Here is a 20,822-nt window from a genome sequence, read left to right on the forward strand (position 1 = left end):
ATAAAAAAAGCAGTCCCCAAGTAGTAACCTACTTACTTCGGGGACTGCTTTTTAGTCATTCAACGCATCCTCTAATTCCCACGTATCGCCGATGCCGCTCACTTTGTAGCAAGAACCCTCTAACGAAATGCAAGCTTCCAGACCAAGTTGCGGGAAAGTTAATAACCAGCTTTCCTCGTTGTTCTCGTATGCAATCGGGAGCACGTCATGCAGGTGCCGGATGAAATCGAAGATGTTCGTGTCATCGCCTGTCCCTCGCTTGAAGTCAACCCAAGCTCCCGTGACCTTTCGATCGCTCACCGCGGTGAGGAGATCGATTAACCAAGAAGGAGCTGCTCCCGCTTCTTCAAGCTCATTTTCTGCAATGTGCTCCGCTAAAGCCTGCTTATCAACTGTTTGCGATCCGTCGACAGTTAATGCTATAGCCAGCTCATTTAGCACCTGACTCAATTTGTTCACTGCAGATGTACCCATGCCCTCATCCTCCTAGCTTACTGGAAACATCGTATTGATTTTCAACTTGCCATTGTCTGGCTGAATATCTAATTGGACCTGATCGCAAGTGACCTCTGTGCCATCACGGAGATAGCCGACCCCTGCACCTGGCACGCTGATGATCGTACCCATGCCGACGAGCTTCTGCTTTGGCGCATTTTTGGAAACCAAAGTACTGTAAGCACTGGTGAAAGCCGCTTTATGCTTATCATCCGAAACGAATTTGGATGCGGCTTTGCCCGTTGGCACTTTACTCACCCGACCGGAAGGTGCGGTACCGCTTTTCAATCGTTCGCGTTGTTGTTCTTCGGTCGTATGCGCCCCGTGATCGGCATAAGAATGCCCTCCACCGACATCATACGTACTTGGATCATTGGCATCCAATCCGTCGTACAAGGTGGCAGCCACTTTTTGAATCGTATCCGAAGAGCTTGGTGCTTCTCCACTTACTAAACTATCGTTGTCCGATCGTTTCATTTGCATACGTTCGCCGCCTAAATCAGATGCTTTGGCTCCCATGTGATCGGCTTCGGATTCTAATCCATGATCATCATTAATGGCGACACCGCCAGCTTGTTGCGTTGGGGCTACTCTGCCTTGACGTTGTTGGACGACATGCCAAGCCTCATGCGGCAAGTGCTGCTCTTGACCAGGACCCACATGAATGTCATTTCCCTGCGCATAAGCTAAGGCTTGCAACTGAGCAGGTTTATCGGAATTGTAATGCACTTTTACGGAGTCCATGGACAGGCCAGATAAATTTTCGACCCCTGATTTGAGATGGTCGGGCATGCCTGTGTTATTTTCCTTCTTCTGAATCGGTTTATCTGGTTGTGATTGTGTTGGTGTTTGAGACCTGAATAATTGAGCGACGGCGCGATTGCCGATTGTTCTCTGAAGTTGTGCAATATGTGAAGTGGAAAAAGGAGACATACGATCAGCTTTTCCACCGTGTGTAGTTGAGCTGTTTGATTTCGAATGTTTATCGAGTTGTTCTGACGATGCGTTGTTTCTTACATGTGATTGATAACTCATGAATAAATGTCACCGCCTTAGTAAAATTCTTGTCGTTTCCTTTTCATTTTAAGGTAAATGTTACCATAGGACAACAGTACTAAAGATGTGTTTATTCCTGTTGACTGTCAGTCAGGAAATTGTAACTGAGCGAAGGGGATAGTGGAGATAGTTAAAATGCTGCGTATATCACGTCAGGAGACGTACTTTTTGGCCAAAATTCATTGCGTAAAAGAGGATTTTTCTCGCCTCCAGAAAGCTAATATAAATTTATTGTTAATTAGTTCAAAAGAAGCAGGAATTTATCACGCAATGTCGAAAATTCTAAGTTGTTTTCACAATTTAATCATAGTTATATCACACTTTTTTTACAATTCGATCACAATTACAATTACAGATATGGAGTTGTTTGCGGAGTGTATCTGATTTATCGTATCTATGTGAAATATAAGAATTACGAATGGGTCTATCTCCTCCCCCTTGTATTGCTTTCCCTTAAGCGTGTCTTACAGTACTACTTCTTTATCCTGCATTCAGATAAGGGACTTCCTAAGTCGGATGATTCACAGTGGTATCTGGATTACGCCCACGCCTTGTTAGCAGATTTCAAAATTGGCTTACATATGAATGATCTTCTCTACATGGGATATAACCTCATTTTGACCTTATTAATCGGTGTGTTTAAGGAAGCGCAAACCGTTATTTTTATACAAGCTGTAACAACGGCCCTGTGTGTGATCCTCGTGTATTTCATCACACTACGCTTATTTAACCGAGTAACCGCTATTATCGCCTCGTATTTCTATGCCACTTCATGGCACATGATGATTTGGTCGATGTACATTCTTTCAGATAGTCTTTTTATGAATCTAGTTCTACTTAATGTCCTACTTCTTTTAAAAATGCTAGAGAGTAAAAAGAAATTAGTGACCACGATGTTCATCATCTCTTCACTCATCATGCTAATTTTCCGGCCAACGGGTGTCCTGACACTTGCTTTTATAGGACTCTATCTCGTATTCAATTTGAACAAACAGACAACCTTTCTTCTACTTAAGCGTTATAGATTTCCAATTGTAGGCGCTTTACTTTTCATCCTCGCTGTTGTTAGTTATCTTACTTTGGGACAGAAATTCAATCCACTCATTGCCTCTCTACAATATAATGCGAAGTTAGTTTTATATAACATTTACGCCAAGGGATGGATCTATGATAATCCTTCCAGCAATGACTATTTCTATCGACCCGATTATCGCATGGATATATTCGGCAGCTTAATCCTAAGCTTTCTTATTCATAATTGGGATCATGTCCTGCTTTTATATGGAAGAAGAGCAATCGCTTTTATAGGTTGGTGGGTATGGAAGACGGATATTCGAAGTTTGTCGGGTCTGATTAAGTTTGGCAAGGATCTCATTCCCTTAGTGCTATTTATTATTGGAACTTATGCAACGATAAAGAACAACATGTTCAGAAGGACATCCATTGTTTGGTTGGTTATTTTGTCGATATTTATTTTTTGTATGGTGCTGTTCATGGATAGTATGTATCGCTATAAGCTTCCTGCTTTACCCTTTATATGTATCGTCTGTGGGTATGGGGCCGAAAGATTGATCAGCTTAATCCGGGTCATAACCAACACACTTTGGGGGAGGCTGCGTCAATGGAGCAACAACAAATACTCATTGTAATCCCGGCTTATAATGAGCAGAACAATATTCTAAAAGTAATCAGAGATGTGCGCGAGAATTTGCCGAACTGCGATATTCTTGTCATTAATGATTGTTCGAAGGATCACACTTCGGAGATTGCCAAACAGGCCGGCGGAGATGTGAAAGTCGTGGACCTTCCCTTTAATTTAGGGATTGGTGGTGCGGTGCAAACAGGCTTCAAATATGCCAATGCTAACGGGTACTCGTATATGGTACAAATTGATGGTGATGGCCAGCATCTCCCCAGTGAGGTAAACAAGCTTTATGCGTATATGACGCAAACGGGGTGCGATATGGTTATTGGTTCTAGGTTTCTAGATATCAAATCGTTTCAAACGACATGGACTAGGCGACTGGGGATTAAAGTGTTCTACTATTTATTTCGACTATTAATCCAGACCAAAATAACAGACGGAACCTCAGGTTTTCGTATGTATAATCGTAAGAGCATTGGGCTCTTAAGCCAATTCTACCCCGACGATTATCCGGAGCCGGATGCTATTATTCTGCTGAGCAAGCACGGGCTTCGGATCGGTGAAATTGGTGTTGAAATGAGAGAGCGTGAGCATGGTGTCTCATCGATTACACCGATCAAAAGTCCCTACTATATGACGAAGGTCATTATGTCGATCTTATTCTCCTATACAAGGACAAGGACGAGGTGGTAGGTATGTTAACGAGTGAGCATCCTCTCTATAGTGTGCAATTAATGGGTGTGATTTTCAGTTTTATATTAATTTGCACGGTTTTTATGATGGTTAGAGCTAGAAGACTTCGAGAGAAGTATGCGCTTGTCTGGTTTGTGATTGGTATATTTACGTTGATTATGTCCATGTTCACGAATTTGATGGAGTGGTTCTCGAAGCTGCTTGGTATCGACTATGCGCCTTCTGCTTTTTTTGCCATATTAATTGCTTCTGCCTACTTGCTTCTGCTGAATACGAGTATTAGCATTTCGGGCCTGAAGCTGCACAATAAAGCACTTACCCAGGAGCTCGGATTGACGAAGTTAAGACTTGAAGAGCTGGAGAAGAAAAGCAACGAGGAGGAAAAATCATCAAATACATCATGTTAGTTGCCAGTGTACTAATGACGGTTGTGGCCAGTACCTTACTTAAAATAGGGGGTCGAGCTGTCAATTTTGAAGGTGGAATTATGGCGATTGCCCTAGGTTACATGACGACACCATTGATTGTGACGGGTTTTGCCTTTTATGCACTGGCGGCATTCATCTGGATTTATTGCCTGTCCCAATTTGATTTGAGCTATGTGACTTTCGTATCGAGTATTCAATATATCTTTATGATTCTAGTTTCCATCATGATCTTCCATGAACAAATTAGCGCCATGAAATGGGCCGGATGTGTGTTTATTATGATTGGTGTTATTTTATGGTTGAGAGGATAGTTTGCATGTACCGTTGTGTGCCCTATACCGAAGAGATGAAGGAAGCCTGGGACAGGCTGGCAGGGTCTCAGGGGACAATTTACCATACGTTAGCGTTTAGGAAAATTCTATGCGATACGTTTGGTTACCGCTGCTTATACCATGCGATAGTTGATCGCAATAACGATATATGTGCCTTACTTCCATTGATTAGCGGTCGCAACTTAGGACTCGAGAAGGTGGGAGTTTCGCTCCCCTTTATCAATTATTTGGACATATGTGCCATCGATGAGGAGGCTGCTAACTTTGCGATGGCTGCCATAGCGGATCTTAAGGAGAACTACCAACTGAGCTACGTGGAGTTGAGGTTTAAGAATGAGACCCCCACTAAGCATGACAAGCTTGGGCCCATCAACCTTAGCAATCATACGTTTGTATTGCCGCTGACGACGGAAGATGAGGTGCTTGCCCTCTCCTCTAGCAGCAATCGAAACCATGTCCGGAAAGTGTACAAGAACAACTGGTTTACGGCTTCGTACGATAAGGGGAATTTGGAGTCATTCCATCGGGTGTATGTTCGGCGGATGAAGCAATTAGGGTCGCCCGCGCAGGATATTTCCTTTTTCCAACGATTCTTGGACAATTTCCCTGGGCAAGCTGAGCTGCTGACGGTCATAGACGTAGAGAGCGGTGAGGTCGTTGGAGGCATGTTACTGCTCAAAAGTCCGGGGAACTCGACGCTGTATTATCCGTATGGTGCGAATCTGACGGCGTATAATCACAAATATTTGAATAATTTTATGTACTGGGAAGCAGTAAAATTGGGGATCAGAAGCGGAATGAAGAAGCTTGATCTAGGTCGTTCACAAACGGGTTCAGGCACGTATAAATACAAAGAACAATGGGGGGCTAAGGCCGAGCAGCTCACGTATTATGTCATGGGCAGCACCAATAAAAAGGCGGGTCCTCCGGACAAAGAAAAGCTACGGTTCTTCGTAGAACTCTGGAAGGTCATGCCTAACTTTGTGACAGAACCGATCGGTAAACAGCTCATCAAGTATCTCATGCCATAACACATCAAAATCGGGGGAAATCGATCATGGCTAATCTCAGCTGGAAGCAATATTTTGACAAGAGGGCAGAAGTTCACGGTGCGTCCGTGCAATCCTCCGACTACTATAATGAGGAAAGCTTCTTTATGCAGCGCAATCAAACGTTAAAGTGGCTCGGAGAGCTGCAAGGAAAAGACATACTGGACGCAGGTTGTGGCGTGGGGGCATTTAGTGAGCCGCTTGTTAGGGCAAACACCGTCTATGGCGTGGATTTTTCGGAGAAAAGCTTGGCCTTTGCCGCGGAAAGAGGACTTCGCACATCATCGGATGATCTGACAGCTCTTCACTTCGAGGAAGGCCAATTTGATCTCGTCTTATGTATTGGTGTGATTCAGCTTATCGATCAATATCGATCCGTTATTGCAGAGTTGGCTAGGGTGACGAAGCCTGGTGGAACCCTGCTCATTGAAACTTTGCACCAGATGTCCTGGCAGCGGAAAGTGTTGCAATTGTTTGAAAAAACGAAAAAATTTGACCGTATGTACGTGATGGCCGAATTGAAAAAAGTGTTCATCGAACACGGATTTGAGCATATAGAGTTCTTAAAGATCTATCATCCCTTCCCATACGTGACAAAAGGAAGCGCAGAGTGGAAGGTTTATGATCGTTTATGCACCTCTTTCGCGATTAAGGGGAGCAAGAAGCATGTCTAACTCTTTGAATCCTGTGAATCTTACTAAACCCATGAACAACATTCTCACATTCGATATTGAGGAATGGTTTCATGCGAACTACGACGATGTAAAGCCAGACCGCAGTAAGGGCTCGAGCTTCCGAGCACATATGGATACACTGCTGCAGATGTGCAGCGATGCGGGATGCAAAGCCACCTTTTTTACACTTGGCTGTATTGGGGAGGATTACCCCGATATTGTGCAGGCTATCGCGCGTGAGGGTCATGATGTCGCCTCTCATGGGTATGCCCATGAATTAGCATACAAGCAGACGAGAGAAGGGTTTCGTGCGGATGTTCAAAAATCAATCGATATTCTCGAAAATTTAACCGGAACGAAGGTACAAGGGTATCGGGCACCGTCATGGTCGATCGTTGAAAGTAATCATCACTACCTCGAAGTGTTGGAAGAGATGGGCCTCATCTATGATGCAAGTATTTTTCCTGTAAAAACGTTCTTATACGGCATTCCAACAGCGCCTACTGAGATTCATAAGCCAATCGTTAACGGCAGAGAACTTCATCTATACGAAATTCCGATGTCTGTGATGCGAGCGGCGGGGAGAAATATCGGCTATTCAGGCGGGTTTTATTTTAGATTTTTTCCTGAGATGATCATTCGAAAAGCCATTCAATCGGCTAACCGCCAAGGTAAGAGCTCCATTGTTTATTTGCATCCTCGTGAGATTGATCCGAAGGAACACCAGCTGGAGCTTCCTTTTAAAGAGCGTTTCATTCATTACTATAATGTTAAAGGAACGAAAGCTAAGCTGGAACACATGCTGAAGGATTTCGCTTTTACGTCGATTTCGGAGCATTTGAGTAAGGCGTATGGTTGATTGTTCATCAGTTGCTCTCCTATCCATTAAAGTGTACATTTAATAATCATTACGTATTTTAATGTAGGAACAAAGGAGCACGAATCTATGACATATACCCCTAATCGAAATAAACTTACTGACGTTAGCCGTACATTGGCTAAGGTTGCAATGGGAGAAGCTGCGGCCGATCTTGTTATTCAAAATGGTACCTTAGTCAACGTGTATTCAGGAGAACTTCTTACACATATGGATGTTGCGATTGCTGCTGGGCGCATTGCGTATATTGGGAAGGCAGATCATACCATCGGAGCTCAAACTACCCTGATCGATGCTGCCGGGAAATTTCTGGTGCCAGGCTTACTGGACGGCCATATGCATGTAGAAAGCACGATGCTATCTGTGACGGAATTTGCCAAAGCAGCGATTGTGAAAGGGACGACAGGTATCTTCATGGACCCGCATGAGATTGCGAATGTATTCGGCTCAGAGGGTGTTCGACTGATGCATGATGAAGGGCAGCAGCTGCCTCTTAAAGTGTTCACAACATTCCCCTCTTGTGTGCCTGCGACCAATGATCTGGAGGATGGCGGCGCTACACTGGAAGTAGCCGATATTCAAGCGGGACTGCAGTGGGATAATGTGGTGGGACTTGGCGAAGTCATGAACTTCCCAGGAGTCGTGTACGGTGATCCCAAAATGTGCGGAGAAATCGAAGCAACGCTGTTAAGCGGGAAGACAGTTACTGGACATTTCCCTAGTGACGATGATCGCATGCTGCAAGCTTATTTAGCGTCTGGCGTAACATCCGACCATGAGACGGTAACAAGAGAGCAAGGACTGCATAAGGTTCGCATGGGGATGCATCTCATGATTCGTGAAGGCTCAGCGTGGCATGATGTCAAAGAAGTCATCAAGATTGTCACCGAAGACTGCGTGAATACGTCCAATATTTCGCTTGTAACGGATGATGTGAATCCCCAGACACTAGTGGAAAAAGGACACCTTAATCACGTAGCGCGGCGCGCGATAGAAGAAGGCGTGGATCCGGTCACAGCGATTCAAATGGTTACGATCAATGTGGCGCGCTATTTTAAGCTGGAGCATGATTTGGGCTCAATCTCACCAGGCAAGTGCGCGGACATTCTGTTGATCGATGATCTGCAGAAGATGGAGCCAACCACCGTTATTACGGATGGTCAAGTGATTGCTGAGCAAGGGAAGCTCGTGGTGGAGTTCCCTGTGTTTACGTATCCTGCGCATATACGTACGTCCATGAACGTGAAGCGGGAGCTGACAGCCGACGACTTCAAGCTTGCATCAACTGCTGGGCGAGACACAACGAAAGTCAACGTGATCAACGTTATCGAAAATAGTGCCAGAACTGAAAAGATGACAGCAGAGCTGCGTGTGGACGCTGGTCATATTCAACCTGACCCTGCGCAAGACGTGGTTCGTCTAGCTTGTATCGAGCGACACCGAGGGACGGGGCAGATATCGCTTGCTTTTGCTCATGGCTTTGGCGTGACGTCGGGGGCGGTAGCCTCAACAGTGGCCCATGACAGCCATAATCTCCTTGTGATGGGGATCGATGAGGCCGATATGGCCTTCGCGGCGAATGAGCTAGTGAAGCTGGGCGGAGGCATGATCGTGGTCGAACATGGGCAAGTCTTGGCGCAGGTCCCGATGACCATCGCTGGACTCATGTCGGAGAAGTCTTTGCCTGAAGTGGTAGCGGAAGTCGCTCAGATGGATCAAGCATGGAAACAAATCGGCTGTTCCCTGAACGCGCCTTATATGACTTTCTCGCTCATCGCGCTGCCGGTGATTCCAGAGATTCGTATTTCTAATCGTGGGTTGGTGGATGTGACCGAGTTTACGTTGATTGATGTGGAGATTGTTTCGTAGTTTCAATTTTTTGAAACCAGTGTGAAGTGCTTGCTCTGCTAAGCGACCGAGTGAATCGGTCGCTTTTTTGTGTGCAGTTCTGTCCGTATTTCCATTATTTATAATTATTTTAAGAGAATAAGGACAAACTAAACCGAACATATCACATCTGGGTGGTGCACACATTGTTGTCTGATCTGAAGCGTTTGTTAATTGGCCAGCCATTGAAGTCCCACGAATTGGGCGAGCAGAAACTGAATAAAAAGAAAGCCCTGGCAATTCTTTCATCGGATGCGCTATCCTCGGTAGCCTATGGTCCGGAGCAGATATTAATTGTCTTAATTACGATTAGTGCGGCAGCCTTCTGGTATACAATCCCTATCGGATGCGGTGTTCTGTTTCTTTTAGTTGCCCTTATGTTGTCGTATAGACAAATTATTTTTGCATATCCGCAAGGCGGCGGTGCCTATGTCGTGTCCAAAGAGAACCTAGGCATGAACGCCGGTCTATTTGCAGGCGGCTCCTTATTAGTCGATTATATTTTGACAGTAGCGGTCAGTATTTCCGCGGGGACCGATGCGATAACTTCAGCTTTTCCAAGCTTACATGCCTATACAGTTCCTATTGCACTAGCGCTCGTGTTATTTATTACTATCCTGAATCTCCGTGGTATAACGGAGTCGGCGTCCATTTTAGCGTATCCCGTGTACTTGTTTGTGGTGGCACTGCTGATCCTTATTGGGGTTGGTTTGTACAAAATAGTGACCGGCCAAATCTCAGCCGATTTACATACGCCGTTGGGGACACCGATTGCGGGCATATCCCTGTTCATTTTGCTAAGAGCCTTCTCTTCGGGAAGTTCGGCTCTAACTGGGGTGGAGGCGATCTCCAATGCGATTCCCAATTTTAAGTCTCCTGCCCCGAATAATGCCTCCAGAACGTTGATGGCCATGGGCTTTTTACTCGCCATTCTTTTCGCGGGGATTATTTACTTAGCCTACTATTACGGCATTGCACCTGAGGAAAAGGAAACCGTCGTTTCCCAAATAGCGACCGTTACGTTTGGTAGAAATCTAATGTACTATATCGTCCAAGGCACAACAGCGATGATTCTCGTTCTTGCAGCAAATACGGGATATTCTGCCTTTCCTTTGCTGGCCGTTAATTTGGCTAAAGATAAATTTATTGCGAGAATGTTTACGATGCGCGGAGACAGATTGGGGTATTCGAATGGGATTATTTTTTTAGCTATCACCTCGATGTTGTTAATTATCGTATTTAAAGGACAGACAGAGCAGCTCATTCCTCTTTATGCTGTAGGGGTATTCATTCCTTTTACATTGGCGCAGACAGGTATGTTGGTGAAGTGGAGTCGGGAGAGGCCGCCAGGTTGGTTGCTCAAATTATCCGTAAATTTGGTGGGCGCCATTATGAGCTTCATCGTGATGATGATCTTTTTTATCACCAAGTTCGGTCAAGTGTGGAGTGTACTCATTTTCCTCCCGCTCATCGTTTTTATTTTTCATCAAATTAAAAAACACTACGATGCCATCGCGGAACAATTGCGCTTAACTTCTTGTGAACCTGTCGTTCCCATTGAAGGGAATGTGATGATCGTGCCGGTTGCAGGCTTCACTCATGTGGTGGAGAATTCGCTGAACTACGCCAAATCACTCTCCCCGGATCAGATTATTGCGGTGTATGTGGCGTTTGAGCGGGAGGATGAGAAGAAATTTGCGGAAAAATGGCAAAAATGGCAGCCCGATGTGCGTTTGGTTTCGCTGTACTCCCAATATCGAAGTATCGTGCATCCGCTGACCAAATTTATCGATACCGTGGAACATAAAGCAACGGAATCCAACTATCGGGTAACTGTGATCATTCCGCAGTTTATCCCCAAGAAAAACTGGCATAACATCCTTCACAATCAATCCAGTTTGCTGATCAGGGCCTTCTTGCTGTATAAGCGGAATTTGATTGTAACGACCGTGCCGTATCATTTGAAAAAGTAAAAGAGATGTGGAACTCGCGTAGTAAACGCCTTGGCGGGTTACTTAACCGATCCCTAATTTTTATACTTTTTTTATACAATTGCTACTCATCTTTACTCCTTATTTACACAGATCTGCGTTACAATAGTGTGCGTGTGGCAAACTTGGTGAAATAGGGTAAAATAAGTCTATGGAAACTCAACAAAATGAAAAAAATTACTGGAAATCGTACGGGGTGACGAGCCTTTTTATTGTCGTGTTAACGATTGTATTAAAAGGTATTGCTCCTTTCCTTGATCTCGTCAATATTTCGCTCCTATATTTATTTCCGGTGCTGTTTAGTGCGGTTCGTTGGGGGAGAGGTCCCTCTTTTTTTGCTGCGGGATTAGGTGTGATGGCGTTTGACTTTTTCTTCGTTCCACCTACGCGCAGTCTATCGGTAGCGGATTTGCGTTATATTTTTACCTTCATAGTCTTTCTATGTGTGGCGGCACTTACGGCAAGTCTGGCTTCTAAGCTTAGAAATCAGATCCAGCAAGCGCAAAAGAGAGAAGCGAATACAGCTGCCCTATACGCGTTAAGTCGAAAGATTACAGCGATTTCTGATCTAGATGTCTTACTCATTGAGATTGTTCAGCACATTGCTGAAACACTGGATACGAAAGTGGCTATCTTTTTTCAGAATCAGCTGGGAGAGCAAGAACTGACTGCTTACTCGAAAAATGACAAGGATTGGGCGAGTGATGAGTCGCATCTCTCTATCGCGGCCTGGGTCAATGTGAACCATACGATTGCTGGTCGGGGGACGCAGACGTTGCGTGAAGCCTCTGATTTACATATCCCATTGGCAACCGATCATCAGATGCATGGCGTGCTTGCTGTGCATGTTGGCCATCGCAGTGTGCTGGAAATGCCGGAGCTTATTCCCATCATTGAAGCATTATCGGATCTCGCGGCCGTGGCAATTTCTCGGGTTAAGCTAGCGGATGAAGCCAAAGTGGCTCAATTGACAGCTGAATCCGAAAAGCTCCGCACAGCGCTGCTGGACTCGCTCTCTCATGAATTGCGTACGCCGCTGGCTACCATTATTGGTTCTGTCACGGGCTTGCTTGAGGGTGAGCATGTCTTTAGTGCAGATGATCGTCGAGAGTTACTCCTTACAACCCGTGAAGGGGCTACGCGTATGAATAGACTCGTTGGGAATCTGCTCGGTATGGTTCGCATTGAGAGCGGTATGATGCGTTTAAATAAGATGTGGTGCGGGATCGAGGATGTTGTCGGGGTTGCCTTAACGCAATTGAAGGATTCCTTGCAAAATCGAGTCATTCATATCGCATTGGATCCGGAGCTTCCGTCTGTTCCACTGGATGAAGTGCTTATCGAACAAGTGTTGATAAACGTGCTCAGCAATGCAATCAAGTATTCACCTGAAGGCAGTGAGATCCGGATTGAAGCGGAAAAGGCTGGCGATAGGCTGCTTTTGAGCATAATGGATGAAGGGGCGGGCATACCTCCAGCCGATAGGGAACGGATTTTCGAAAAATTTTATCGTGGAAATCGAACGAAACATATACCAGGCACAGGTCTTGGGCTTGCCATCTGTAAAAGTATTGTAGAAGCGCATGGCGGTTCAATCACCGCTAGCGAGAGAAAAGACGGTAGGCAGGGTACGGTGATCGAACTGAGCTTGCTTTTAACACAATAGAAATTCGCTAAGAGGGATGGAGAGAAGGATGACAACCACAGGGGCGAAAATTTTGGTCATTGATGACGAGGCACAAATTCGCAAATTAATGCGTGTTACGTTAACTGCACATGGATTTGTAACAGCGGAAGCTGCAACTGGCAAAGAAGGTTTGCTGCAGGCTGCGATGTTTCGGCCGGATCTCATAGTGTTAGATTTGGGGCTGCCAGATATGACCGGCATGGAGGTAATGGACGGCATTCGTGAATGGTCGAATGTTCCCATCATTATCTTAACCGCGCAGGATCAAGAGCCTGACAAAGTCGCCGCCTTAGATCGAGGTGCAGACGATTATGTGACGAAGCCATTCGGTATGGGCGAATTCATGGCTCGCATGCGAGTGGCGCTTCGGCATATTGCCAAAACGCAAGATGAGCCTGTGCTTAGGCTTGGGCAACTCGTTATTGATTTGGCTAAGCGCTGCGTAGAACTCCATGGTGAGAAGCTGAAGCTTACGCCAACCGAGTATGATTTGCTCAAGGTGCTTGGCGTTAATGCTGGACGCGTGATGACTCATAAACAGTTGCTAAAGGAAGTATGGGGCGGTCAGCAGTATGAATCAGACAGTCAGTACCTGCGCGTGTATGTTGGACATCTGAGGAAGAAAATAGAGACGGATCCGACGAGACCTCAGTATATTTTGACTGAGCCTGGCATTGGGTACAGGTTTGCTTGGCAAGAAAGCTAGTGACATGGTATAAAATAAAAAAGCTTCCAGCCCCACAAAATCGTGGGATTGGAAGCTTTTTTGCAATCTATGGTGTTAACAAGTAAAGGAATCGATAAAGCGTAAGTCAATTCCGAAGAAGATCCAAGAGAATCCAGTCCAACGGAATCCCGTAATCGATGTCCGTCCAACGAACACTGGGAAATACCAGTATTGTTGTCCGTTGCTTTGCCATATATACGTGAATCTGAACAAGCAGCGGGAGATTCCGCCTGGATCTACGGCGTATACGCCGGGTGCTTTAAGCGGTTTTTGCGGTATTTGAGATGGCGGCGCGGACGTTGGCGGTTGATACCCGCCTTGCCCTTGGCCTGGTCCAGGTCCACCTGGGAAACCGCCAGGTCCACCCGGGAAACCGCCAGGTCCACCCGGGAATCCACCAGGTCCACCTGGGAAACCGCCGGGCCCGCCGGGAAATCCACCAGGTCCACCTGGGAAACCACCAGGTCCGCCCGGGAAACCGCCAGGCCCGCCCGGAAATCCAGGACCGCCTGGGAAACCGCCAGGTCCGCCTGGGAATCCACCAGATCCGCCTGGGAATCCAGGGATCATGCCGCCAGTTCCTGGGAATCCGGGGATGCCCAAACCGCCTAAGCCGCCCAAGCCGCGTGGATCATAGGCAGGTACCCATCCATAGTATTGAGGTACGGGATACCCGTAAGGGTATGGTGTATGTTGTGGATAATAGGCTGCTGGGTAGTCCGAGTCCGTTGCCGCGCTTTGTGAAATCTCAGTTTCCAGTTCTACATCGCGCAGTTCTTGTTTCTTGTTCGATGCCATTCGTAAGTCCTCCTTAGGTAAAAGCGGATTGTCGATACTTACTATATGCAGGGAGATAGACGGATGTCACGGTTTGAAAATAACAAAAGTTAAGCATCACTAGACCTATAAGAAGTGGTATAATAGTTCGAATTGGGAAAATAAACCTACAATAGATTGTCGAAATATAGGTTGAATATCCCATATATATGATGGAATTTGTCGTATATAATGGAAAATGGAACGATTTTGAAATTAATGGGGCGGGATTTCTTGAGAGACCTTTTGGGTAAAAGATTAAGATATGATGTGACAACAAGTTATGGACTAGTCTTAGTCCCTATTCATACCGTTCTAAATCAAGAACATTTGGATTTATTTAGGCAGCATCGCATCGATCAGATGGATATTGTAACAACGACGATGCCTGAGAGCCAGCCGCCTGAATCCGTACCCGCTCAAGATGCGAATCGTCTTGTTCAGAAAGCTACGGAGTATGCCAAAGACTTATTCGAGCGTATTAAGACGCAAAAGAAGATACCTCTTCTAGAGATCAAGTCAGAATTAATTCCAATCGTTCAGCAGGCAGCCGAAAACCCTGATCTCTTTCAATTGTTTCAAGCCGTTAAGGCTAAGGATGAATACACCCACCAGCATAATATCGGCGTGGGCATTCTATCAACACTCATTGGCAAATGGATGGACCTTGCAGATACAGAGGTAGCGCTTCTATCCTTAGCGGCTACTATGCATGATGTGGGTAAAATCAAGATATCTCAAGAGATTTTAATGAAACCAGGAAAATTAACTCCGCAGGAGTATGATGAAATAAAAAAGCATACCATTCTTGGTTATAACATGCTGCGTGAGACGGTAGGCATTAACTATCGTGTAGCGCTGGTAGCTCTACAACATCATGAACGAGCTGATGGCACAGGGTATCCGCTGCAGTTGCAAGATAATCAACTGGACAAAATGAGCAGAATCGTCGCCGTAGCAGATGTTTTCCACGCAATGTCATCGAAAAGGCCATATCATGAAATGATGCCTTTTCACGAAGTTGTCAGTCGTTTGAGAAAAGGTTTCTTTGGAGAGTTAGATCCACATATAGTTTCCGTCTTTTTACAAAACATGATTTACAATCTAGTAGGCAGGCAAGTTCTTCTAACAGATGGACGCTGGGGCGAAGTCGTCTATATTAATCCAACGGATGATACGAACCCACTCGTGAAAATCGAAAATACCTTTCTTGATCTCAGTCGAGAAAGACACATTCATATAAAGGAAGTTGTCATATGAAGCCAATAATTATAGAGAAGTCAGACGTTTTACTCCAATTTTATTCCAACTATGGTCTAACACAACGTGAAACCGAAATACTTTCCTTACTTGCGACATATGGTTACACCAACAAGGAAATTGCCGAAAATTGCTGTATCAGTGAGAAAACTGTAAAAATTCACCTCGCCAACATTATGGGTAAAATCGGAATTGGCTCCATGCGCAAGCTATTAGCCTTGCTGTTGCAGCAAGCTCTGCTTGTTTCTGGACTGGGAGCGAATGAGTCTGTGCGTGTGGCGTCGGTGGGAATGAGATAGGATGTGTGGGAAAGGATCTTCTAAAAAGAAGGTCCTTTTTTTGTTTGTTGATAGGAAATACATAGAAATTTTATAAAACACTTGTTTTTGTATCCATCAAGTGATACGATATGTATCGTATAATGCTATATTAATGAGGATAATGTAATTTACTAATGAGGAACATGAGGGGAGGAAACACAAGATAAGGTTAATTATTAATAATAAAGGGTTCGTTATGTTTCGTATGATACATTATGTATCAGTTAATTTATATAAAAGGAGCGTTGTTTCATGCAAGTTGTACAGCCAATTCGTGATCAAGTAAAAATTGAAGAAATGCAAGAAATATTAATTAGGCAGTCACATCGAGACTGGCTCTTATTCACAATTGGAATTAATTCTGGTTTACACCTAAGTGATTTGTTGACTTTAAGAGTACAAGATTTAAAAGGTAAGAATAGAGTAATTATACGTGAAGAAAAGACAGGGAAAGAAAAGAATTTTACAATTAGCGCTAAGCTTAATGAGTCCATTATGGAATATGTAAAATATATGGATGACAATGATTACGTCTTTCCATCACAACGAACAGGAAAGCCAATAAAACGGATTCGAGTATACCGCATATTGAATGAAGCGGCGAAACAGATTGGACTCCATGATATTGGCACACATACGTTAAGGAAGACCTTTGGATACCATTATTATCAAAGGACGAAAAATATTTCAGTACTACGTGATCTTTTTAACCATTCTGCCCCATCTGTAACTTTGCGTTATATTGGAGTACAGGTACAGTTAGAAAAGCGGGTGGAAAGTCGATTAGTGGCAAGTAATGAGTAGAATACTGAACATTAAGATACAAAAATATATCTCTATTAATAGGATGAGAAAAAGAAATAAGATCATGAATGTGAAGATAACATGACCTGGGAGAGATTTGTTTATGGAGAAAAAGGGACAAGCTAAAATTGATATTATGGAAATACTAGTTCAAACGGGAATAAATCCAAATGACTTTTTAGTTTTTGCTGAACATGAACTTGAGAAACCGACTTTTATTAATCTAGGGACCGTTCAGCACGTACAAAGGCAATAAAACGCCTAGCTTCATCTGGAGATAGTTTCTTTCCATCTATGGTTAGTGCGAATTTCTCCATAATCTTCTCATCCGAAAGTTCTAAATTATCCACGAAATCGCGCACTTCTTCGTCGAGTATACGATCAGATTGGTTTGTTCTTCCCAGCAAATAATCAATGGATACATGAAAAAAAGAAGCGATTTTATTGATCGTGGTATAATCTGGCTCTCTTCGTGATGTCTCATAGTGTGAAAGAGAAGCTCTTGAAATGCCTAGCTTGTTTGCCAGATCTTCTTGGGTGAGTGCATGCCGTTCTCGCAGAAAGGCAATTCTGTCCCCGTATTTCGTCATTGTTAATTTCCTCACATTTCCATATGAATAAATTTAGTATATCCATTTAGTAAGACTTATTATACCAGTGTTTTACTAGATATGAAAATGAAAAAATGTATTTTCTCAGTTTCTCTTTCTACTATTTGTAATATGCAAAGAAGAATCTCCACTATAAGGAAAAGGAAGCTGAACACATGTTGACTAACCTTACTAAAAGTAGAAAGTTTGACCTCAAAAATGAGACATTATTTTATAGTCATATTAAGATTGTTGAGATTAATAATAAACGGATGGAATCAAAACCTACTCAAGTGATACTTACAGAAATTACTTCTCAGGGTTTACGATTTCTATCATCTTTAGCACTGCCACTAAGTCAGCATGTCACTTGGAGGTTTCAATTAACATTGCGTGAAATGACCTTTTCAGTTGAGGGAGTTCTCATAAATGTAAATAGGTTGGACGATGGAAATGAATATGAAGTGGAATGGAAAGGAGGCTTAGAACTAGGCCGCCTTGTGTTATCCTTTTTTATTCAACCTAATCCTGCAACTTTCCAAGCTAATGAAAGTTATAGATATTTTAATGAATATACGACTGTCCAACAACAAAAACAATTTGATTTGTTATGTTAATGTCATAAGGTGCTGAGGCGATGGAAGAAAGAGTTGAATTTATGCCAGGGATGAAGGTAATAGTACGTGTTATGAGTTGGATATTACCTCTCATAGTCGTTACATTGCTACTGCTATATTATACAAAGGATAGATGGCTTGACGTCTTAGGTAACAAATTAATTGTTTTGGATGAAGTAAGTAATAGTGATGTAATTATACTTCTTGGAGGAGAAGGGGGGTTTGGAGAGAGATCGAGAAAGGCTGTTGAATTGTATAAGAATGGTTATGCCACGAAAGTCTTACTGACAGATGGGACCTTTGATTACAAACATGACATGGAAATTAATAAAATGCTTGCAAAGGTTGAATCTTTAGGAGTACCTGAAGAATCCATTATGCTAGAAGATCATGCACAGAATACTTTTGAGAATGCTAAATATACCAAGGAGATTCTTGAGCAAGAAGGTATGCAGAAAGCGCTTGTTGTAACTTCAGATTGGCATACTTTGCGAACTCGCCTAACATTTAAAAAAGTGTATAAAAATTCTGGTATTGATCTACATTTTGTTGCAGCACCATCAGAATTTACGTTTGACCAATGGTGGACGCATCATGATACAAAAAAGAATGTTCCATTAGAATGGGTGAAAATCATATATTACAAGTTATTAAATCGAGCCTAACGGAAAGGTCTTGTACACCAAGACTTTTTTGTTATGCAAGTCATTTATCAACATCACGTTAGGAGAGAGTATATTTTGAAAATTTTAAAGTCGGGTATAACAATAATACTTATGTGGATCTTTTTAGTAGTACCTAATACTGTATTTGCTGAGAAAACAGTAAAGGTATTCTTTGATAATACTGAGTTACAGTTTGAAGTTGATCCTTTAATTAAAGAGGGAAGCACATTTGTTCCATTGCGCCCTATTTTTGAACGTATGGGTTTTAAGGTTTCTTGGTATGAGGAAGAACAATCTGTTACAGGCAAGAAAGACAATTTAAGCATCACAATGGAAATAAATAGTCCAATCGCATATGTTAATGGCAAGGCTATTAAACTTCAAGCTCCTGTACAAATTGTAGAAAACACGACACTTGTTCCTCTTCGTTTTATAAGTGAGAATAGTGGGTTTCCGATCAATTGGGATCCCGATAGCCACATAGTTACGATTCAATCCCCTGACAAGATTCAACCAGATAAGTTAAATCCATTCGACATCGTTGCTTATAATGTAAAAAGCTTTGGTGCAAAAGGCGACGGGTTAACAGATGATACATTAAGCATTCAAATTGCTTTAGAACAAGTTTCGAAGAGAAAGGGGACACTATTCTTCCCAAGCGGCACTTACATCGTAGATGCTACACAAAAACTAACAGTAAATTCTTATACAAAGATTATCGGGGAAGGATCCTCGACAGGTCTGAAGGCGAAATCTAACGTAGAATTCGGAACAAGTTTATTAACCATTTCTGGTAATGATGTTGCGATGAGTTATCTTAGTTTAGATGGAAATCAACGTGTAATTAATATTCTGTTAGTTGATTCGAATAGTTCGAATATTATGGTTGATAATTGTGTGATTGCTAATGCTTCTCAAAGTAATAATCCTTCTCGAGACGATTATAATGAGGTAGTAAGTGGTATTACAATATTCGGAAATACAAATACAATAACTATAGATCATAGTGAGATAAAGAATATAAAGGCTATTCATGAGAATCAAGGTAGCTTGGTTGCTCGAGGCATATACTTAACTGAAAATAAATCGGGCTGGCTTGAAAAAGCTGCGAAAAATATTTCCATTGTAAATAACTATATACATGATATTGGGCCTGCAGATGATGGGGACGGTATTTTTTATGAAGACCCGAACTTAGAAAAAAACATAATAGAAGATACTAATAGTACGATTTCTAATAATCGATTTGAGAATTGTGCTAAGCGAGCTATTAAAATTAACGCTAGAGGTGTCCGTATTATTGGTAATCTAATTGTGAATAATTATATGAACAATAACTATTATGAAGGTAAGAATAAAAATAGTCTTGCTCCAGATATGTATGCTGGTATTAGCATTTATGCGGATAATAATATTGTTTCAGAAAATATTCTTCAGGGTAAAGGAAGTTTTTACGCGGGGATCGAAATTACGGCTGAACGAATGGTAAGTCATGTTATCGTGAGTAATAACAAAATTAAAATGGGATCTTACAGTAATCTAGGAGGGAAAACTTCTATCCGAATAGGATATGTCGATCACTTTACAATCAGTAACAATGAATTAGAAAATGGAGAAACTGGCATTTGGACTTGGCAAAGTGCCTCAAACGGTACAATTAATGGTAATAAAATTATTATGCCAGGTGGTGGAGGAATAAATTTGGAGACATATATTCCAAATAATTACAAAAAAGCAATCGAAATAAAAGATAACAGCATACATGCAAGTGACTATGATGTAAATCATGCCTAGCAAAAAAGAGGAAGAAGCCCAAACAATAGGGCTTCTTTTTTGTGCGCTTGGCAGCGCATCGACTAAGGAGTGAAAGTCTCCAGTGCACCGCGAGGTGGCGGAAGTACATAGCTGACAGGCAGTGCATAGTCCGTGAGGGTATGTGCGGAGGGCTTGAAGGCAAATCCCGGAACAGGCGGCTAAACCAAGTTGGCTGATGAGATCGGACAACTCTGCAAAAGAAGAGAACGTCCAATACCACCATAGATCTCGTAAGTTAGGAGGACTGGGTTCGGGGGAAAGTCGATGACGTGACCCAAGGAGAGCTCATCGTTCCCAATTTTTTTTTTGGTAACCCACGTGCAAGACCAAAGGTCAAGGCGAGGCTAAGGATGGTGAGCAGTCATACGAAGGGATAGTAGCGAAAAAGCTCGCA

Annotated in this window: 21 protein-coding genes; 17 read left to right on the forward strand and 4 right to left on the reverse strand. The window is 43.1% G+C overall.

Annotated features, from left to right (window positions below; translation table 11 throughout):
• Window positions 1–51 precede the first annotated feature (51 nt).
• Complete coding sequence (locus J2736_RS17265) at window positions 52–474, reverse strand: hypothetical protein (RefSeq protein ID WP_310499832.1); 423 nt, start codon at window positions 472–474, stop codon at window positions 52–54.
• 12 nt (window positions 475–486) lie between these two features.
• Window positions 487–1,530, reverse strand: coding sequence for an eCIS core domain-containing protein (locus J2736_RS17270; protein ID WP_310499833.1), 1,044 nt, complete (start codon window positions 1,528–1,530; stop codon window positions 487–489).
• Window positions 1,531–1,925: 395 nt separating this feature from the next.
• On the opposite strand from J2736_RS17270, the gene J2736_RS17275 reads away from it, so the two are divergent.
• From J2736_RS17275 to J2736_RS17325, 11 genes are all read left to right on the forward strand, one after another.
• Window positions 1,926–3,200, forward strand: coding sequence for a glycosyltransferase family 39 protein (locus J2736_RS17275; RefSeq protein ID WP_310499834.1), 1,275 nt, complete (start codon window positions 1,926–1,928; stop codon window positions 3,198–3,200).
• Window positions 3,173–3,889: a glycosyltransferase family 2 protein gene (locus J2736_RS17280; protein WP_310499835.1), complete on the forward strand. Its 717-nt coding sequence runs from the start codon at window positions 3,173–3,175 to the stop codon at window positions 3,887–3,889. The genes J2736_RS17275 and J2736_RS17280 overlap by 28 nt, the downstream gene beginning before the upstream one ends.
• Window positions 3,890–3,891: 2 nt before the next feature.
• A complete protein-coding gene (locus J2736_RS17285; RefSeq protein WP_310499836.1) occupies window positions 3,892–4,296 on the forward strand; it encodes a DUF2304 domain-containing protein in 405 nt (134 codons plus the stop codon).
• Window positions 4,290–4,628: an EamA family transporter gene (locus J2736_RS17290; RefSeq protein WP_310499837.1), complete on the forward strand. Its 339-nt coding sequence runs from the start codon at window positions 4,290–4,292 to the stop codon at window positions 4,626–4,628. The genes J2736_RS17285 and J2736_RS17290 overlap by 7 nt, the downstream gene beginning before the upstream one ends.
• A gap of 5 nt (window positions 4,629–4,633) precedes the next feature.
• Complete coding sequence (locus J2736_RS17295; RefSeq protein WP_310499838.1) at window positions 4,634–5,680, forward strand: GNAT family N-acetyltransferase; 1,047 nt, start codon at window positions 4,634–4,636, stop codon at window positions 5,678–5,680.
• 26 nt (window positions 5,681–5,706) lie between these two features.
• Complete coding sequence (locus tag J2736_RS17300) at window positions 5,707–6,372, forward strand: class I SAM-dependent methyltransferase (protein WP_310499839.1); 666 nt, start codon at window positions 5,707–5,709, stop codon at window positions 6,370–6,372.
• A complete protein-coding gene (locus J2736_RS17305; RefSeq protein ID WP_310499840.1) occupies window positions 6,365–7,231 on the forward strand; it encodes a DUF3473 domain-containing protein in 867 nt (288 codons plus the stop codon). The genes J2736_RS17300 and J2736_RS17305 overlap by 8 nt, the downstream gene beginning before the upstream one ends.
• A gap of 87 nt (window positions 7,232–7,318) precedes the next feature.
• Window positions 7,319–9,118 (forward strand): adenine deaminase, encoded by a 1,800-nt coding sequence (ade, locus tag J2736_RS17310; protein WP_310499841.1) that lies wholly within the window; start codon window positions 7,319–7,321, stop codon window positions 9,116–9,118.
• Between the two features lie 164 nt (window positions 9,119–9,282).
• Entirely contained in the window at window positions 9,283–11,109 is a 1,827-nt protein-coding gene (locus tag J2736_RS17315) for an APC family permease (protein WP_310499842.1), read from the forward strand.
• Window positions 11,110–11,278: 169 nt separating this feature from the next.
• Window positions 11,279–12,793 (forward strand): ATP-binding protein, encoded by a 1,515-nt coding sequence (locus tag J2736_RS17320; RefSeq protein ID WP_310499843.1) that lies wholly within the window; start codon window positions 11,279–11,281, stop codon window positions 12,791–12,793.
• Between the two features lie 28 nt (window positions 12,794–12,821).
• Complete coding sequence (locus J2736_RS17325) at window positions 12,822–13,520, forward strand: response regulator (protein ID WP_310499844.1); 699 nt, start codon at window positions 12,822–12,824, stop codon at window positions 13,518–13,520.
• A gap of 75 nt (window positions 13,521–13,595) precedes the next feature.
• Here the strand turns inward: J2736_RS17325 and J2736_RS17330 are convergent, their stop codons facing one another.
• The gene (locus J2736_RS17330) at window positions 13,596–14,339 is read right to left on the reverse strand and encodes a hypothetical protein (protein WP_310499845.1); all 744 of its coding nucleotides are present in this window, start codon (window positions 14,337–14,339) and stop codon (window positions 13,596–13,598) included.
• A gap of 264 nt (window positions 14,340–14,603) precedes the next feature.
• Here J2736_RS17330 and J2736_RS17335 point away from each other — a divergent pair, with 264 nt between their 5' ends.
• The 3 genes from J2736_RS17335 (at window position 14,604) to J2736_RS17345 (ending at window position 16,741) form a co-directional block, all read left to right on the forward strand.
• Window positions 14,604–15,617, forward strand: a complete 1,014-nt coding sequence (locus J2736_RS17335; RefSeq protein ID WP_310499846.1) for an HD-GYP domain-containing protein — start codon at window positions 14,604–14,606, stop codon at window positions 15,615–15,617.
• Complete coding sequence (locus J2736_RS17340; protein WP_310499847.1) at window positions 15,614–15,916, forward strand: helix-turn-helix domain-containing protein; 303 nt, start codon at window positions 15,614–15,616, stop codon at window positions 15,914–15,916. The genes J2736_RS17335 and J2736_RS17340 overlap by 4 nt, the downstream gene beginning before the upstream one ends.
• A gap of 273 nt (window positions 15,917–16,189) precedes the next feature.
• Entirely contained in the window at window positions 16,190–16,741 is a 552-nt protein-coding gene (locus J2736_RS17345) for a site-specific integrase (protein ID WP_310499848.1), read from the forward strand.
• A 218-nt stretch (window positions 16,742–16,959) separates the two neighbouring features.
• On the opposite strand, the gene J2736_RS17350 is transcribed toward J2736_RS17345, so the two are convergent.
• Complete coding sequence (locus J2736_RS17350) at window positions 16,960–17,331, reverse strand: helix-turn-helix domain-containing protein (protein WP_310499849.1); 372 nt, start codon at window positions 17,329–17,331, stop codon at window positions 16,960–16,962.
• A gap of 176 nt (window positions 17,332–17,507) precedes the next feature.
• On the opposite strand from J2736_RS17350, the gene J2736_RS17355 reads away from it, so the two are divergent.
• The 3 genes from J2736_RS17355 (at window position 17,508) to J2736_RS17365 (ending at window position 20,407) form a co-directional block, all read left to right on the forward strand.
• Window positions 17,508–17,948, forward strand: a complete 441-nt coding sequence (locus tag J2736_RS17355) for a hypothetical protein (protein ID WP_310499850.1) — start codon at window positions 17,508–17,510, stop codon at window positions 17,946–17,948.
• 20 nt (window positions 17,949–17,968) lie between these two features.
• Entirely contained in the window at window positions 17,969–18,613 is a 645-nt protein-coding gene (locus J2736_RS17360; protein WP_310499851.1) for a YdcF family protein, read from the forward strand.
• Between the two features lie 75 nt (window positions 18,614–18,688).
• Window positions 18,689–20,407, forward strand: a complete 1,719-nt coding sequence (locus tag J2736_RS17365; RefSeq protein WP_310499852.1) for a stalk domain-containing protein — start codon at window positions 18,689–18,691, stop codon at window positions 20,405–20,407.
• The last annotated feature ends 415 nt before the right edge of the window (window positions 20,408–20,822 follow it).

The organism is Paenibacillus qinlingensis (genome assembly GCF_031455095.1).
GTDB classification, from domain to species: domain Bacteria; phylum Bacillota; class Bacilli; order Paenibacillales; family NBRC-103111; genus Paenibacillus_E; species Paenibacillus_E qinlingensis_A.

Bases quoted from the DNA above. Each gene is read 5' to 3' on its own strand.
- J2736_RS17265 (WP_310499832.1), bottom strand. From the start codon at position 474: ATGGGTACATCTGCAGTGAACAAATTGAGTCAGGTGCTAAATGAGCTG.
- J2736_RS17270 (WP_310499833.1), bottom strand. From the start codon at position 1,530: ATGAGTTATCAATCACATGTAAGAAACAACGCATCGTCAGAACAACTC.
- J2736_RS17280 (WP_310499835.1), top strand. From the start codon at position 3,173: ATGGAGCAACAACAAATACTCATTGTAATCCCGGCTTATAATGAGCAG.
- J2736_RS17285 (WP_310499836.1), top strand. From the start codon at position 3,892: ATGTTAACGAGTGAGCATCCTCTCTATAGTGTGCAATTAATGGGTGTG.
- J2736_RS17290 (WP_310499837.1), top strand. From the start codon at position 4,290: ATGTTAGTTGCCAGTGTACTAATGACGGTTGTGGCCAGTACCTTACTT.
- J2736_RS17295 (WP_310499838.1), top strand. From the start codon at position 4,634: ATGTACCGTTGTGTGCCCTATACCGAAGAGATGAAGGAAGCCTGGGAC.
- J2736_RS17300 (WP_310499839.1), top strand. From the start codon at position 5,707: ATGGCTAATCTCAGCTGGAAGCAATATTTTGACAAGAGGGCAGAAGTT.
- J2736_RS17305 (WP_310499840.1), top strand. From the start codon at position 6,365: ATGTCTAACTCTTTGAATCCTGTGAATCTTACTAAACCCATGAACAAC.
- ade (WP_310499841.1), top strand. From the start codon at position 7,319: ATGACATATACCCCTAATCGAAATAAACTTACTGACGTTAGCCGTACA.
- J2736_RS17320 (WP_310499843.1), top strand. From the start codon at position 11,279: ATGGAAACTCAACAAAATGAAAAAAATTACTGGAAATCGTACGGGGTG.
- J2736_RS17325 (WP_310499844.1), top strand. From the start codon at position 12,822: ATGACAACCACAGGGGCGAAAATTTTGGTCATTGATGACGAGGCACAA.
- J2736_RS17330 (WP_310499845.1), bottom strand. From the start codon at position 14,339: ATGGCATCGAACAAGAAACAAGAACTGCGCGATGTAGAACTGGAAACT.
- J2736_RS17340 (WP_310499847.1), top strand. From the start codon at position 15,614: ATGAAGCCAATAATTATAGAGAAGTCAGACGTTTTACTCCAATTTTAT.
- J2736_RS17345 (WP_310499848.1), top strand. From the start codon at position 16,190: ATGCAAGTTGTACAGCCAATTCGTGATCAAGTAAAAATTGAAGAAATG.
- J2736_RS17350 (WP_310499849.1), bottom strand. From the start codon at position 17,331: ATGACGAAATACGGGGACAGAATTGCCTTTCTGCGAGAACGGCATGCA.
- J2736_RS17355 (WP_310499850.1), top strand. From the start codon at position 17,508: ATGTTGACTAACCTTACTAAAAGTAGAAAGTTTGACCTCAAAAATGAG.
- J2736_RS17360 (WP_310499851.1), top strand. From the start codon at position 17,969: ATGGAAGAAAGAGTTGAATTTATGCCAGGGATGAAGGTAATAGTACGT.